16 protein-coding genes and 1 tRNA gene are annotated in these 16014 nt (G+C 49.1%); 15 read left to right on the forward strand and 2 right to left on the reverse strand.

Translation table 11 applies throughout. From position 1 onward, the window contains the following. Nucleotides 1–224 precede the first annotated feature (224 nt). Nucleotides 225–2738 carry an ABC transporter permease gene (locus FXF61_RS04905; RefSeq protein ID WP_151184206.1) on the reverse strand — a complete coding sequence of 838 codons (2514 nt, stop codon included), beginning with the start codon at nt 2736–2738 and terminating at the stop codon, nt 225–227. Further along, nucleotides 2729–3412 (reverse strand): ABC transporter ATP-binding protein, encoded by a 684-nt coding sequence (locus FXF61_RS04910; protein ID WP_151184207.1) that lies wholly within the window; start codon nt 3410–3412, stop codon nt 2729–2731. The genes FXF61_RS04905 and FXF61_RS04910 overlap by 10 nt, the downstream gene beginning before the upstream one ends. A gap of 10 nt (nt 3413–3422) precedes the next feature. Between FXF61_RS04910 and FXF61_RS04915 the strand changes: the two genes are divergently transcribed. The 15 genes from FXF61_RS04915 (at nt 3423) to FXF61_RS04985 (ending at nt 15983) form a co-directional block, all read left to right on the forward strand. After that, nucleotides 3423–4058, forward strand: a complete 636-nt coding sequence (locus tag FXF61_RS04915; protein ID WP_151184208.1) for an arylesterase — start codon at nt 3423–3425, stop codon at nt 4056–4058. Nucleotides 4059–4130: 72 nt separating this feature from the next. After that, entirely contained in the window at nt 4131–4412 is a 282-nt protein-coding gene (locus FXF61_RS04920; protein WP_151184209.1) for a hypothetical protein, read from the forward strand. A 75-nt stretch (nt 4413–4487) separates the two neighbouring features. After that, entirely contained in the window at nt 4488–5453 is a 966-nt protein-coding gene (locus FXF61_RS04925; RefSeq protein WP_151184210.1) for a L,D-transpeptidase family protein, read from the forward strand. A gap of 73 nt (nt 5454–5526) precedes the next feature. Next, nucleotides 5527–5602 (forward strand) — tRNA-Val (locus tag FXF61_RS04930). A gap of 213 nt (nt 5603–5815) precedes the next feature. Then, the gene (gene thrS / locus FXF61_RS04935; RefSeq protein WP_151184211.1) at nt 5816–7738 is read left to right on the forward strand and encodes a threonine--tRNA ligase; all 1923 of its coding nucleotides are present in this window, start codon (nt 5816–5818) and stop codon (nt 7736–7738) included. Then, a complete protein-coding gene (infC, locus tag FXF61_RS04940) occupies nt 7738–8289 on the forward strand; it encodes a translation initiation factor IF-3 (protein WP_178087335.1) in 552 nt (183 codons plus the stop codon). Before thrS ends, infC begins: the two co-directional genes overlap by 1 nt. Nucleotides 8290–8351: 62 nt before the next feature. Next, nucleotides 8352–8546, forward strand: coding sequence for a 50S ribosomal protein L35 (gene rpmI / locus FXF61_RS04945; RefSeq protein ID WP_151184213.1), 195 nt, complete (start codon nt 8352–8354; stop codon nt 8544–8546). Between the two features lie 31 nt (nt 8547–8577). Next, on the forward strand, nt 8578–8934 hold the full coding sequence (gene rplT / locus FXF61_RS04950; RefSeq protein WP_151184214.1) for a 50S ribosomal protein L20: 357 nt from the start codon (nt 8578–8580) through the stop codon (nt 8932–8934). Nucleotides 8935–9084: 150 nt separating this feature from the next. Further along, complete coding sequence (gene pheS / locus FXF61_RS04955) at nt 9085–10101, forward strand: phenylalanine--tRNA ligase subunit alpha (RefSeq protein WP_151184215.1); 1017 nt, start codon at nt 9085–9087, stop codon at nt 10099–10101. Nucleotides 10102–10132: 31 nt separating this feature from the next. Next, on the forward strand, nt 10133–12514 hold the full coding sequence (pheT, locus tag FXF61_RS04960) for a phenylalanine--tRNA ligase subunit beta (protein ID WP_151184216.1): 2382 nt from the start codon (nt 10133–10135) through the stop codon (nt 12512–12514). A 4-nt stretch (nt 12515–12518) separates the two neighbouring features. Beyond that, complete coding sequence (gene ihfA, locus FXF61_RS04965) at nt 12519–12815, forward strand: integration host factor subunit alpha (protein ID WP_151184217.1); 297 nt, start codon at nt 12519–12521, stop codon at nt 12813–12815. Further along, nucleotides 12802–13158 carry a MerR family transcriptional regulator gene (locus FXF61_RS04970; RefSeq protein WP_151184218.1) on the forward strand — a complete coding sequence of 119 codons (357 nt, stop codon included), beginning with the start codon at nt 12802–12804 and terminating at the stop codon, nt 13156–13158. Before ihfA ends, FXF61_RS04970 begins: the two co-directional genes overlap by 14 nt. A gap of 155 nt (nt 13159–13313) precedes the next feature. Next, nucleotides 13314–14063: a hypothetical protein gene (locus FXF61_RS04975; protein ID WP_151184219.1), complete on the forward strand. Its 750-nt coding sequence runs from the start codon at nt 13314–13316 to the stop codon at nt 14061–14063. Between the two features lie 333 nt (nt 14064–14396). Continuing rightward, on the forward strand, nt 14397–15074 hold the full coding sequence (locus tag FXF61_RS04980; RefSeq protein ID WP_151184220.1) for a TetR/AcrR family transcriptional regulator: 678 nt from the start codon (nt 14397–14399) through the stop codon (nt 15072–15074). Between the two features lie 15 nt (nt 15075–15089). Further along, nucleotides 15090–15983: a radical SAM protein gene (locus FXF61_RS04985; RefSeq protein WP_151184221.1), complete on the forward strand. Its 894-nt coding sequence runs from the start codon at nt 15090–15092 to the stop codon at nt 15981–15983. The last annotated feature ends 31 nt before the right edge of the window (nt 15984–16014 follow it).

Raw genomic sequence — 16014 nt, forward strand, 5'->3', positions numbered from 1 at the left:
AGCCAGCCTTGCTGAAGTGATGTTGATCCCCAAAGCTACAAAATCGCCAGTGTAGGCATATTAAGCTTAGAGTAGCCTTAGGTTCGCTTGGCTATGCTTAAAATATACTGCTGTTGCTGAGCTCGAAAAAACCACCTCCGTAGCAATTTCCTCGCAGCAATTATCACGCTTGACCATGCTGGCTTAAAAATCTTGAGCGGGTAAAACCAGCCGACCTCAAGTAATCAACTATTGCGCAAGATCTGTAGCGGACTACTGCTCAGTACTTGACGGGTGCCGAGCATGCCTACTGTGGTAATCAGCAGTGCACCAATAATGGGTAATACCACCAGCCATGGGTGTGGCTGCCAAACTAAATTAAAGGCAAAGCGGTAGAGAATATAGCTGCTGATTTCACAACCAAACCACGCCAGTAAGCCACTGCAAGTGCCGATTAAAGCAAACTCATTACGCTGTGACTGCACCAGCAATTTGCGCGATGCGCCCAGTGCACGGATCAGTGCGCCTTGCTTGATACGCTCAGTCAGGGTGCTATGCAAGCCTGCAATTAGTACAGTGACACCGGCAGCCAAGACAAACAGTAAGATCAGCTCAATGGCGAGTGTCACCTGTGCAAGAATATCGCGCAGTTGGCGCAGTACCGCATCAACTTGCAAAATACTCACGCTAGGAAAACGTTTAGATAAGTCAATGCGCTGCTGCTCAGCGTTTTCTGGCAGGTAAAAACTGGTCATATAGGTGTGCGCGACGCTGCCCATCTGTTGCGGGTTAAAAATCACAAAAAAGTTGGGCTGCATGCTGTTCCAGTCGACCGTGCGCAGGCTGCTAATCTGTGCGGGGTAATCCGTACCACCGATATGAAAGGTCAGCTGGTCACCGACATCCACGCCGAGCTCTTTGGCGATATCACTTTCTACCGACACCTGATAAAGCGCGCTGTCTGCTGTAAGTGGTTGACTGCTCGGCCACCAGTCGCCAGTAATGACTTGATTGTCTTTAGGCAGTTGGTTCGTCCAAGTCAGATTGAGGTCACGCTGTAAGGTGCGTGTCACGCGCGATTCTGGATCAATCAGATCCGCTGCAGCTTGTCCGTTGATTTGGGTAAGACGTCCTAAAATAACCGGGTAGAGCGGCGCGGCATTGCTGCTGATGGAGCTCAGCGTGCTACTAAAATCTGCTTGCTGATCCGGTAAGATATTAATCGCAAAGTGGTTGGGTGCTTGCTCTGGCAATTGCGCTTGCCAATTATCCAGTAGCTCGCTGCGCAGCAAAACAATGAGCCCCATTGATAGCAGTATTAAGGCAAAAGCCATAATTTGCCCGACACTATTGAGAGGGTAGCGCAGTAAGTGGCCCAAGCTTAAGCGCCAGGCTAAGCTGCGTTTTGCCAGCCAAAAGCGCAAGCTTTTTAGGCCTAAATACAAACCGCCACCGAGGACAATTGCGGCACCGCCGCCGCCTAGCAGTAAGGCGCTGGTGAGGCGTAGATCAAGATTTAACTGCCACATCAGCGCTGCCAGTGCCAGCACAACGCTGCCATACAGCAGCCATGTTCCCGGTGCTACAGGCAGCAAGTCACGGCGCAACACGCGCAGCGGAGCAATGCGTCCCAGTGAAATTAGAGGCGGTAAAGCAAAACCCGCTAACATCACTACGCTGGTGGCAATGCCTGTAACAAAAGGCTTTAAGCTGCCAGCTGGAATGTCATCAGGTAATAAGTCTGCCAGCAGTTCAAAGAGGGCAAACTGCGCAAGCCAGCCAATAAGCGTGCCCAGCACACTGGCCAGTAGTGCCAGCACCAGTAACTGCAGGCAAAACAACCATAAAGTATGCCTGCGTGATAAGCCAAAGCAGCGCAGCAGTGCGGCTTGATCAAAACGCTCGCGGGCAAAGCGGTTGGCGGATAAAGCCACTGCCACTGCTGCCAGCAAAATTGCAGCCAGACTCGCGAGGTTGAGGTAACTGGCAGCACGATCAAGCGCGCTACTGACTTGTTGGTTGCCATCCTCTAGGCCTTCAATGCGCTGATGCGGCAATAAGGTGTTCTCAAGCGCGCTACGCAAGTTGCTTATGGCTTGTGCATCACCGCTCCACAGCTGTCGGTAGCTGACACGACTGCCGGGCTGTAAAATGTCAGTAGCAGCTAAATCGGCTAGATGAATCATTGCGCGTGGGGTGAAACTTAATAGGTTGCCAGCACGATCCGGTTCGTAAGTGATAATGCGACTGACTTTAAAGTTTGCCGCGCCTATTTCTACACTGTCGCCCAACTCTAGCGATAAACTGGTGAGCAACTCGGCATCAAGCCAAACCTCACCGGGCTGGGGACGCCCACCACTGATTTCATTTGCATGAAGTTGCTCAGTACTGCGCAATTCACCGCGCAGCGGGTAGTTATCATCAACAGCTTTAACGCTGGCCAGCTGAATCCCGTGTTCAGTGGCTAGCATGCTGGCAAACTGCAACGTCTGTGCGCTTTTTAAGTTGATTGTGTCGACTGAGGCCAGTTGCTCAGGCAGCGCTTGCTCACTGCCGGATAAAATCAAGTCAGCAGCGAGAAATTCGCCCGCGCTCTGCTGCATTGCACCTTGCAAGCGTTCAGCAAAGTGACCAATGGTGCTACTGCTGGCAACGGCAATGACTAAGGCGAAAAATAAAATGCGTAACTCTGAAGTACGGCGCTCGCGCAGCAATTGTTTGCCGGCCAGCTTTAATAGGTCGAGTAATGTTAATTGCATGCTTGCTCCACCTGGCGACCGCCTTCTAAGCGTAAGTATTGCTGGCAGCGTGCTGCGAGTCTTTCATCGTGGGTGACTAAAACCAGAGTGGTGCCCAGCTCTTTGTTCATTGCAAACATGAGATCGCTGATGCTTTCGCCCGTTTGGCTATCAAGATTGCCAGTGGGCTCATCAGCAAATAGCACAGCGGGTTGGGTGGCAAAGGCACGGGCGAGGGCAACGCGTTGCTGCTCGCCGCCAGAGAGTAAGTTAACTGGATGGCGCAAGCGCTCTTCTAAGCCAACGCGGATCAGTAGTTCGCTGGCGCGTTGTTTGGGATTGGTGTGGCCGGCCAGCTCCAGTGGTAACATCACGTTTTCTAACGCATTTAAACTGTCGAGCAGTAAAAAAGCCTGAAAGACAAAGCCGACATGCTCAGCACGCACTGCTGCGCGCTGGTCTTCATCGAGATCATTGAGTTGATGCCCAGCTAATTGCACTTTGCCGCTGCTTGGCAGGTCTAAGCCGGCTAGTAGGCCAAGCAATGTTGATTTTCCTGAACCAGAACGCCCTATAATAGCCAACGAATCACCTTGCTCTAGGCTGAGCGAAACAGAGTCTAGAATGGTCAACTGACCTTCTGTTGAAGGGACCTTTTTGCTAAGGTGCTGTGCGCTAAGAATACTATTAATCATGAGGGTTCCAATGCGTCAATGGATAGCAACGATATGCTTAATTGTGCTGAGCGCTATGGCTCAGGTGCAAGCCGCAACTGTTCTGGTAATAGGCGATAGTATCAGTGCAGCCTTCGGACTGGAAACCCAAGAGGGTTGGGTAGCTTTACTGCAGCAACGTTTCGATCAAGCCAATGCTGAGATAGAGGTTGTCAATGCATCAATTAGCGGTGAAACAACTGGCGGCGGTTTGGCGCGTTTCCCCGATTTGCTGGCGCAGCACCAGCCTGAATATGTGATTATTGAGCTGGGCGGTAATGATGGCCTGCGTGGATTGTCGATTGAGCATATGACAGCCAACCTAACCACGATGGTGCGCAAGGCTAAGCAACAAAATGCAGCTGTATTATTATTAGGTATGCGTTTGCCAAGTAATTACGGGCAGCGTTATACCGAGGCGTTTTATAACGTTTATCAGGGGATTGCCGAGCAAGAGCAGGTGGCGCTGGTGGACTTCTTTTTAGAGGGGGTGGGCGCAGTCGATGGCATGATGCAAGCGGATGGCGTGCATCCCACGCAGCAGGCGCAGCCACTCTTGTTGGACAATGTGTGGCAGGGTTTGGCGCCATTGCTGCCTGCTGCAGCAAATATTGATTCTGCACACTAGAACAATTTTTCTCGGGCACTGTTACATCATGCAATTTTAGGCTAATGTAGCGCCCGATTTCAGGGGCACTACATGGCACGCTTGGTGTGGTCTTTACATGCTTATCAGATTTTTTTGCCAGACGAGCAAATGGATCTGTTCGCCTGTCAAAAAGAACATATGCATGCCGTTAATCGCCAGCTGGAGCTCGGCAGTCGAGCTGATCAAACGCTTTGTGGTAGCCTGCTGCCAGCTCAGCCGCATTGGCAAGCGCTGGAGCGGCAATTGTTACGCAAGGCGTACTTTTGTCCACAGTGCCGAGATGTTATTCAGGCACAACGCAAGTCCGCCAAGCCTGGATGGCAAAGCGTGTAATGGTGAGTGCTTAAGCGCTGCAGATCTCGTACTATATAACCGCTTATTTAAACTTTTATCGGTAGGGCTACTTTGATGTTGTTAAACATATTAACGCTGAAGTCTTTGCGTGTGTGCTGCCTTTCACTGCTCTGTGCTGCGCCTTTTGCTTCAGCAATAGAATTGCCGCTGCCGCCGCCCGGCGACGATGTTGTCGGTGAGGTACAGGTTATTCAGGCGCGCTATGAAGACACCTTTGCTGATTTAGGTAAGGCCCATGATCTGGGTTATCTGGAAATGGTTGCAGCCAACCCAGGCGTGGATGCTTGGTTGCCCGGTGCAGGCACCGAAATTATTTTGCCGACACGCTATATTTTGCCGCCAGGGCCGCGCGAAGGCGTGGTGATTAACTTGGCTGAATACCGTTTGTATTATTATCCAAAAGACCGACCTGTGGTGTACACCTACCCTCTGGGTATTGGCCGTGAAGGCTGGGACTCACCCATTAGCAACACCTCAATTACAGTAAAAACACCAAATCCAGGTTGGACACCACCGCAATCTATTTTGCGTGAAGCTGCCGAGGCTGGGGAGTATTTGCCAGCCTATGTACCACCAGGCCCGAACAATCCGTTAGGGCCTTACAAATTGACGCTAGGCTTGCCGGGTTATTTAATTCATGGCTCGAATAAAAAATTTGGGATTGGCATGCGGGTCAGTCATGGTTGCTTTCGTATGCTCAACCATAACGTCTTAGAATTAGCGGATTTGGTACCGGTTGGTACCAAAGTGCGTATTATTAATGAGCCGTATAAGTTTGGTTTTGAGCAAGGTCGATTGTATCTAGAAGCGCATGAGCCGCTCAGCGATGATGGCGAGATGTCAATTGTTGATAAGCACGCAGCAGTGGTTAACGTACTGCTTAAGCGTGATGATATTGAAGGCTCGCATCTGTTGGATTGGCAGCGAGTGCGTGAGATTGTTGCTGCCGAAGTGGGTATGCCCCTGCCTATTGCAGATCCAGTTGAGGCGACTCAGAGCAATGTTGTCTTGGTGCAATAATTAGGGCATTGGCTGCTTAGCACCTAAAGCGATTGACAAAGATGTTTTTAAGCGTAGAATACGCTGCCATTGCAGGCACATAGCTCAGTTGGTTAGAGCACCACCTTGACATGGTGGGGTCGTTGGTTCGAATCCAATTGTGCCTACCAAACATACCAAAAGGTCGCCTTGTGCGGCCTTTTGTGTTTTAACGCAAGCACTGCTTTAGCGGCTTGCTTTTTTCCAGTGAATCCGGTTGATATGAGGTGGGTGCAACCCTCTGCCACAGTATGGCAGCCGTACCTCAAGGCTAATCGCTCTTACTGGCTCATCCCAACCCATGTGGCCTGTTGTAGGGGTCACCACTAGGCAGAGGAGGCGCCATGCCCGTAATAACTCTTCCTGACGGCAGTCAGCGTATATTTGAAAATCCAGTGACTATTCTTGAAGTCGCGCAATCAATTGGTGCAGGCCTTGCTAAGGCAACGGTTGCCGGTCGTGTTAATGGACGCTTACTGGATGCGACTGATTTAATCAGCGGCGATGCAACGTTAGAGATCATTACCCCTAAAGACCCAGAAGGCGTTGAGATTATCCGCCACTCGTGTGCGCACTTGGTGGGTCATGCGGTCAAGCAGTTATTTCCTGAAGCGAAAATGGTCATCGGTCCAGTGATCGATGAGGGCTTCTATTATGATGTGGCGATTGAACGCCCCTTTACTCCAGACGACATGCAAGCCATTGAAAAGCGCATGAATGAGCTGATCAATCAAGATTACGATGTGATTAAAAAGCTCACGCCGCGTGCGCAAGTAATTGAGGTTTTCACTCAGCGTGGTGAAGATTATAAGTTGCGTCTAATTGAAGATATGCCTGATGAAACAGAAATGGGGCTGTATTTTCACCAAGAATACGTGGATATGTGTCGTGGACCACACGTGCCCAATACACGCTTCTTGAAATCATTTAAATTGACCCGTTTCTCTGGTGCCTACTGGCGCGGCGACTCTAAAAATGAGCAGCTACAGCGTATTTACGGCACCGCATGGGCTGATAAGAAACAGCTCAATGCCTACATTAAGCGCATTGAAGAAGCAGAGAAGCGTGATCACCGCAAGCTTGGTAAGCGCTTAGACCTGTTTCATATGCAAGAAGAAGCGCCGGGTATGGTGTTTTGGCATCCCAATGGCTGGACGCTGTACCAGGTGCTTGAGCAATATATGCGCAAAGTGCAGCTTGAAAATGGCTATTTAGAAATTAAAACCCCGCAAGTGGTTGATCGTATCCTTTGGGAAAAATCAGGGCACTGGGCTAATTACGCAGACAATATGTTCCTGACTGAGTCAGAGTCGCGAGATTATGCGATTAAGCCGATGAACTGTCCTTGTCACGTACAAGTGTATAATCAAGGCTTAAAAAGCTACCGTGAATTACCATTGCGCTTGGCTGAGTTTGGTTCGTGCCACCGTAACGAGCCATCTGGTGCATTGCATGGCATCATGCGCGTGCGTGGTTTTGTGCAAGATGATGCGCATATTTTCTGTACTGAAGCGCAGATGCAAGAAGAGTCCGCGGACTTTATTCGCCTGACGCAAAAAGTCTATGCTGATTTTGGCTTTGATGACATTGAGTTGAAATTATCGACTCGCCCAGAGCAGCGTGTGGGCTCTGATGATCAGTGGGATCGCGCCGAGAAAGCATTGGCTGATGCGCTTGATTCTGCTGGTTTAGAGTATGAGTTGCAGGAGGGCGAGGGCGCATTTTACGGTCCTAAAATCGAATTCTCTCTGCGTGATTGCTTAGGTCGAGTCTGGCAGTGTGGTACCCTGCAGCTTGACTTTAACTTGCCTGTACGCTTGGATGCTGAATACGTCAGTGAAAATAATGATCGTAAACACCCAGTGATGCTGCACCGTGCAATTTTAGGGTCGTTTGAGCGTTTTATTGGTATTTTGATTGAGCATTATGAAGGTGCATTTCCTGCATGGTTAGCACCGACACAAGCAGCAATTATGAATATCAGTGAGAAACAAGGCGAATATGCACAGAAAGTACAAAAAAAGCTGCTAAATAGTGGCTTTAGAGTCAGCAGTGACTTGAGAAATGAGAAGATCGGCTTTAAAATCCGTGAGCATACTTTGCTCAAGGTTCCTTATTTGCTAGTGATTGGCGATAGGGAAGTTGAGACACAAACTATTGCAGTACGAACGCGCGGCGGTGAAGACCTCGGAAGTATGTCCGTCGATCAGTTCAGCGAGTTATTAAATACTGCGATTTCCCGGCGTGGTCGCCAAGATTTGGAGTGATAATTATCAAGCGAGATATGAGACAAGACAGACGAACTGCCCCTAAGGCACCCATTAATGAGAACATCACAGCCCGCGAAGTGCGCCTGATTGGTGCAGAAGGTGAGCAGATCGGGATCGTCTCGATTGATGAGGCACTGGCCGCAGCTGATGAAGCTAAGCTGGATCTGGTTGAAATTTCTGCGGATGCATTGCCGCCGGTATGTCGCATCATGGACTACGGCAAGCACTTGTTTGAGAAAAAGAAACAAATTGCTGCTGCACGCAAAAACCAGAAACAAGTGCAAATTAAAGAAATCAAGTTTCGACCAGGGACGGAAGAAGGGGATTATCAGGTAAAACTACGCAACCTGATACGTTTCCTAGAAGATGGGGATAAAGCCAAGGTTTCATTACGATTCCGCGGCCGAGAGATGGCCCACCAGGAGCTGGGAATGGAGTTGTTGAAGCGGGTTGAAACTGACCTTGCCGAATACGGCACCGTTGAACAGCATCCTAAGATGGAAGGACGCCAGTTAATCATGGTCCTCGCCCCCAAAAAGAAAAAATAACCCCCTAGGGCACAGGCAGGCCTTAAGGTTATGCGTATCAATCTGAATGCGGAGTATTCAACATGCCAAAAATGAAAACGAAAAGTGGCGCCAAAAAGCGCTTTAAAGCGACAGCGAACGGTTTTAAACATAAGCACGCTTTCAAGAGTCACATCTTGACCAAAATGACAACTAAGCGTAAGCGTCAACTACGTGGGACATCTATGGTGCACCCAAGTGAAGTTGCTCGCGTTGAACGCATGTTGCGTGTTCGTTAATTTCGGTCTGGATAAATAAAGGTAATAGTTTATGGCTCGTGTAAAACGTGGTGTGTTAGCCCGTCGTCGTCACAAAAAAATATTGAAACTTGCTAAAGGTTACTACGGTGCGCGTTCGCGCGTATTCCGCGTTGCTAAGCAAGCGGTCATCAAAGCGGGTCAGTATGCGTACCGTGACCGTCGTCAGCGTAAACGTCAATTCCGCGCTCTGTGGATTGCACGTATCAATGCTGGTGCTCGTGTCAATGGTCTGTCTTACAGCCGTTTCATTGCAGGTTTGAAAAAAGCTTCAATTGAAATCGACCGTAAAGTACTGGCTGAGCTAGCAGTAAATGAAAAAGCAGCATTTGCTGCAATTGTTGAAAAAGCTAAGTCCGCTTTGGCCTAAGTTTTAAAACATTGCAACATGCGTTTTTTGATAAGGGAAGGGCTTAGGCTCTTCCCTTATTTCGTATAGAATCTTTATTTTTAAAAGTCACAGTAAGAGCACCTTGCAAAGCGCGAACGCTGTGTTTTGCAAGGTCCTCTGGAGTAATGTATGGATAATATTGATGCGCTGGTGGCTCAAGCCTTAGCGGCTGTTAAACAAAGCGATGACCCGCAAGCCATAGAGCAGTTACGCGTTCACTATCTCGGCAAAAAAGGTGAGCTGACTCTGCTCATGAAGCAGTTGGGTAAGCTGTCTGCTGAGGAGCGCCCCAAAGCTGGCGCGCTGATCAATGCGGCTAAAGAGCAGGTACAAGATGCCCTCAATGCGCGCAAGCAGCATCTGGACAGTATAGCCTTGGAAAGTAAGCTTGCCGCAGAGACTATAGATGTCACTTTAAGCGGTCGCGGTCAGCAAAGTGGTGGTTTGCACCCTGTTACGCGCACCCTTGAGCGTGTTGAGCAGTTCTTTAGCAAGATTGGCTACGGTGTTGCTGAAGGCCCAGAGGTTGAGGATGATTACCACAACTTTGAAGCACTCAATATTCCAGGGCATCATCCTGCGCGGGCGATGCACGATACTTTTTACTTCAACGCCAATATGCTGTTGCGCACCCATACGTCGCCAGTGCAAGTGCGCACCATGGAAGCACAGCGTCCGCCGATTCGTATTATTTGCCCAGGCCGCGTCTATCGCTGCGATTCAGATATCACCCACTCGCCAATGTTCCACCAAGTGGAAGGCTTATTAATTGATAAAGATATCAGTTTTGCCGATTTAAAAGGCACCATCGAAGAGTTCCTGCGCGTGTTTTTTGAGAAAGATTTAGGCGTGCGTTTCCGCCCATCGTTCTTCCCCTTTACTGAGCCCTCCGCAGAAGTGGATATGCAGTGTGTGATGTGCAATGGCGAAGGCTGTCGCGTATGTAAGCAAACCGGCTGGCTGGAAGTGATGGGCTGCGGCATGGTGCACCCGAATGTGTTGCGCATGTCAGGTATTGATCCAGAGGAATTCCAAGGCTTTGCCTTTGGCATGGGCGTTGAACGCCTCGCTATGTTGCGTTATGGCGTTAATGATTTGCGTCTGTTCTTCGATAACGACCTACGTTTTTTATCTCAGTTTCGCTAGGTCGATACCCATTAAAGTTTAGGAGAGCAGCATGAATTTCAGTGAGCAATGGTTACGCAGCTTAGTTAATCCACAAGCAACCCGTGAAGAACTGGTAGCGCGTTTGTCAATGGCCGGTTTAGAAGTCGACGCGGTGACCCCTGTGGCCGGTGAGTTTAGCGGTGTGGTGGTGGGTGAGGTGCTCAGTGTTGAGCAGCATCCTGATGCTGACAAATTGCGCGTATGCCAAGTCAGCGATGGTGAGCAAACAGTACAAATCGTTTGCGGTGCACCCAATGTGCGTGCCGGTTTAAAGATTCCATTTGCCCGTGTCGGTGCAGTATTGCCGGGTGACTTTAAAATTAAAAAAGCCAAGCTGCGCGGTGTTGAGTCCTTCGGCATGCTCTGCTCGGCCAGCGAATTACAAATCAGTGAAGAAAATGACGGCTTATTAGAGCTGCCTGCTGATGCCGTGGTCGGTCAGTGCGTGCGCGAGAGCCTAAACCTTAATGATGTCTGCATTGAAGTGGATTTAACCCCAAATCGCGGTGATTGCTTATCGCTGCAGGGTTTAGCGCGTGAAGTGGGTGCGCTGTATAACGTGCCGGTACAATTGCCAGTGATTACTGCCGTGACAGCCAGTCATGAGCAAACAGTTGCTGTTGAGTTGGCCGCAGTAGAAGCCTGTCCGCGTTATGCGGGTCGCGTCATAACGGGTGTTGATCTAACTCAACCAACGCCCGCATGGATGCTTGAGCGCCTGCAGCGCAGTGATATTCGTAGCATCGACCCAGTGGTTGATGTTACTAACTACGTGATGATCGAATTGGGACAGCCATTGCATGCCTTTGATTTGGCGCAGATCAAGGGTGGTATTTGTGTGCGCATGGCACAAGACAGCGAGCAAATCACCCTGCTCGATGGGCAAGAAATTACCCTAAAAGCCAATACTTTGGTGATTGCTGATCAGCAGCGTGCTTTGGCCATTGCTGGTGTGATGGGCGGTGAAGACAGTGGTGTTGAAGTAGGTAAAACCACAGATATCTTCCTTGAAAGCGCATTTTTTGAGCCGATTGCTATTGCCGGTAAAGCACGTGCCTACGGTTTGCATACTGATGCGTCACACCGCTTTGAACGTGGTGTTGACTGGCAGTTGCCAGCGCAAGCGATTGAACGCGCGACTGAGTTACTGTTGAGCATTGTTGGCGGTAGCGCCGGCCCTGTAGTGGTGACCGAAGAGGCCCAGCACCTGCCGCACGTCGCGCCTATTACTTTGCGTGCACAACGCGTTGAGCAAATGTTTGGCTTGACCTTAACTGATGCGCAGATTGCAGCATTGTTAACGCCGCTGGGTTTAAAACTGACCGCTCAAAGCGCTGGTGTTTGGCGTGTTGAGGTGCCCAGCCACCGCTTTGATATCAGTATCGAAGTGGACTTGCTGGAAGAAATTGGCCGCCTGTATGGCTATGATCAGCTGCCTGTGCGCTACCCAGCAGCACGCTTAGCGCCGCAAGCGCAAGCTGAAGCGCAAGCACAATTACCGGTTTTGCGTCGATTGTTGGTGGCACGTGGTTATCAAGAGGCGATTACTTATAGCTTTATTGAGCCTGGGTTGTTCAGCGCGTTTCACCCTGAATTAAAGCCACTGACTTTGGCCAATCCAATTTCAGCCGAATTGTCGGTGATGCGTGCCTCACTCTTGCCAGGCTTATTAAAAGCGCTGCAACACAACCTCAATCGTCAGCAAGATCGCGTGCGTTTGTTTGAAAGCGGTTTGAGCTTTGTCGGTCAGTTAGATGACCTTAAGCAAGAGCGCATGCTCGCCGGTGTGATCACTGGCGCACGTCTGCCTGAAGTCTGGACACATGGTAAAGAGATCGTTGATTTTTACGATATCAAAGCTGATGTTGAGGCGTTGTTAGGCGCAGCAGGTGATCGCGACAGCTTTACCTTTGTTGCCTGTCAGCAGCATGCGTTTCATCCGGGTCAGTGTGCACGTATTGAGCGTAATGGCGAGCCGGTCGGTTACGTGGGTACTTTGCACCCACAGTTAGCAGTAGAGTTAGATATCGACCAAAACGTCTTGATGTTTGAAGTACAGCTGGATGCTATCAGTAGCGGCCGTTTACCTCAGTTTACTGAGTTGTCGCGCTTCCCTGAAGTGCGCCGTGACTTAGCTTTAGTGGTCAATGCAGATATTCCGGCGCAGCAATTGATGGAAGCTATGCGCAGTGCGGCAGGTGAGTGGTTGACGCAAATACGCTTATTTGATGTGTATCAGGGCAAAGGCGTGGAAGAGGGCTGCAAAAGTTTGGCGGTTGGCTTGACCTGGCAGCATCCTTCGCGCACTCTTACTGATGACGAGGTAAGCGCTGCCACACAAGCGATTTTGGCCTTATTGTCTGATAAGTTTGCTGCAATATTAAGGAAGTGAGCGTATGGGGGCTTTAACGAAAGCAGAGATGGCCGAGCATCTGTTTATGGAAATCGGCTTGAATAAACGCGAAGCTAAAGAGTTGGTAGATACCTTCTTCGAAGAGATTCGTTTGGCCCTCGAAAATAACGAGCCGGTTAAGTTGTCTGGTTTTGGCAATTTTGAATTGCGCGATAAACGTCAACGGCCAGGACGTAACCCGAAAACTGGTGAAGAGGTTGCCATTAGTGCGCGCCGCGTGGTGACCTTTCGCCCAGGGCAAAAACTGCGTGATAGGGTAGAAGCCTATGTTGGAACCTAGTCATAACCATGAATTACCCGTTATTCCCACTAAACGCTATTTTACTATTGGCGAAGCCAGTGAGTTGTGTGCGGTTAAACCGCATGTCCTGCGTTATTGGGAGCAGGAGTTTGAACAGTTAGCTCAGATCAAGCGCCGAGGTAATCGCCGTTACTATCAGCAGCATGATGTGTTGATGATTAGACAGATTCGCAGTTTGCTGTACGACCAAGGCTTTACCATCGGTGGTGCACGTCAGCGTCTTTGCAGCACTGAAGTGCGTGATGAAAGCAATCAAACCAAGCAGGTCATCCGTCAGATGGTGACTGAGCTTGAGGCCGTCTTGAAGCTGTTACGCAGCTGATCCTGTGGCGTTCTCAGGCGGTACAAGACGTGTATATTAGAGGTCCACAGCTGTTAATTGCTCGGTATGATAAGTATTCATAAGACACTAAAAATCATCTTGTCATTCTGACTGCATCAATAAGAGGGTGCGCTGTGTCATCAAACACCATTGTTATGTTAATTTTTGCAGGCATTGCAGCGCTGTTTTTTATTGGCTATATCAATCATTTTCTCGAAAAAACCAAATTAGATAAAGCCCGCCGTAAGGCTGAACTCATCGATCGCTATCGACGCTGCGCTAACCTTTCCAACACGTTACCTGGTCAGTTGATGACGACTGATTTAAAGCAAGTGCTGAATCGCTTAGAGTTGCACTGCATTGATCAGCTTAGGGCGATTGAACGACATGACCCTAAATATAAATTGCGTGCAGAAGAGCTGCGCCAATGGATTGCTAAAACAGATGAGTTGCCGGTTAAAAATCCGCATGTGGACATTGTTACTGATGAGCAGACCAAAGACGTACGTTTCCAGTTGGAAAGCTTGCAGGCGCAAATTATTCGCGGGGTAGAAGAAAAAGTATTGACCAACGCGCAAGGCAAGCAGTGGCTTGGCCAGATAAAGCATATGTTGGTTACTGTGTATATTGAATATTTTAACAACCTGGGGCGCCAACTGCTTGAACAGAATCGCCCCAGCCAAGCACGTCTAGTGTTCGAGCGCGGCGTGCAGTATTTAAAAAAGCAAAAAGATTCAACACCCTATAAGCAGCAGTTGACACAATTTGAAGCGTTGCTCGGGCGTGCGAACGCTTTGGTGCTTGAGCACACGAGTCCTAAACCTGATCAACTCAGTGAGTTGACAGAGGGCCTGGCATTACAAGGTCAACAAGAAGAGTGGAAGAAAAAACAGATCTATGATTGATCAAGGTGTGTATGCGCTTGACTCTGTGCGGTGCGTCCTTGTTGCTTTTTGCACGCAAACTAAGCGCTTCCTTAACTACAGATTGCAATTGGTTCTTCCACGCAAGCAGTCGCATTGATATTTTGCGATCAGCCCACTGTCTGGTATTTCTAGTTTGCGCGATAGCGAGTTGGATCGTTGTGATTCAGCAGTTATTTGTGCCTATTTGGCGTGGCACAGGTGCAAGATGACTGCTTGCGACTGTTTCGTCACTTTAGAATACTGTTTTGTTTCGTGCATTTTTTATGAATAAGGTCATAATAGGATTCTTACTTCAGACTCAATGGTTCTAGTATGCAAAAAGAATCCCGCAAGGTGCGTGAATTTCGCCGTCGCGAACAAGAAATTCTAGATACTGCTCTCAAACTTTTTCTTGAGCAGGGTGAAGATTCTGTCACTGTAGAAATGATTGCTGATGCTGTGGGTATTGGCAAGGGCACCATTTATAAGCATTTTAAATCAAAGGCAGAAATTTACCTGCGCTTAATGCTTGACTACGAGCGCGAGCTCAATGAATTGTTTCATTCAGACACTGTCGCCAGTGATAAAGAAGCATTATCAAAAGCGTATTTTGCTTTTCGTATGCGCGATCCGCAGCGCTACCGCTTGTTTGACCGGCTTGAAGAGAAAGTACTTAAAGGCCATCAAGTGCCGGAAATGGTTGAGCAGTTGCACACCATCCGCGCCTCTAATTTTGAGCGCTTAACACGTTTGATTGAAGGGCGTATTAATGAGGGCAAGCTTGAAGATGTGCCGCCTTATTTCCACTATTGCGCCGCTTGGGCATTGGTGCATGGTGCGGTAGCCTTATATCACTCGCCTTTCTGGAGTAATGTTTTAGAAGACCAAGATGGTTTTTTCCAGTTCCTAATGGATATCGGTGTGCGCATGGGCAATAAGCGTCCCAAGCGTGAAGATGCCTCGCAAACATTGCGTGCAGGCGCACCTAAAGTATTGCCTGATGATGTCTGATTGGAGGTTTTAGTTATGCAGTCTGCTTTTCCTATTGAATATATTGAGCCGGTTTTTCGACCGCCAAGCGAAGCACAGTCATTGATTTTGCCTGTGACTAATGGCTGTTCTTGGAACAAATGTACATTTTGCGAGATGTATACTGCGCCGCAGAAAAAGTTCTCCGTGCGTGACGAACAGCAAGTCTTGGATGAGATTCAGCAGGTTGCACAGCAGATGATCGTGAACCGCGTGTTTTTGGCCGATGGTGACGCGATGGCCTTATCAACGCGACGGCTACTGACAGTTTTAAAAGCCATCCAAAAGCATATGCCGACGGTTAATCGCGTCACCAGCTATTGTTTACCAAGCAATCTAAAAAACAAATCCGTTAGTGAACTGCAAGAACTGGCTGATGCAGGCTTGCGCATGGTTTATGTTGGTGCTGAGTCCGGTGATGATGAGGTGCTGGCCAAGGTCAATAAAGGCGAAACCTATGCCTCAACAGCCAGCGCACTCAATAAGCTTGGCGAGGCAGGCATCAAGCGTTCGGTGATGATTCTCAATGGCTTGGGTGGGCGCAGTTTAAGTGCACAGCATGCCGATCAATCGGCGGCATTGATGAATGAGACTCAACCTGAGTACCTCTCGACTTTGGTGGTAAGTTTTCCGCTAGGGGATGCGCGTTTTAAGCAGCATTTTGCTGAGTTTGAGCCACTCGATCAGCAGGGTTTGTTTGTCGAGCTACAGCGTTTTATCAGCCAGCTTGAACTGAAAAAAACAGTCTTTCGCAGTGATCATGCTTCAAACTATTTAGCGCTAAAAGGCACTTTGGGTGCCGATAAGCAGCAGTTTTTAGCACAGCTGCAGCAAGCCATTGAGCGTCCAGACAGCATGGCTTTGCGGCAAGAGTGGCAGCGCGGTTTATAAGTTTAAAGTAGAGGTTGGCGTAAAATCTGCT

The organism is Pseudomonas sp. C27(2019) (genome assembly GCF_008807395.1).
Lineage (GTDB): Bacteria > Pseudomonadota > Gammaproteobacteria > Pseudomonadales > Pseudomonadaceae > Denitrificimonas.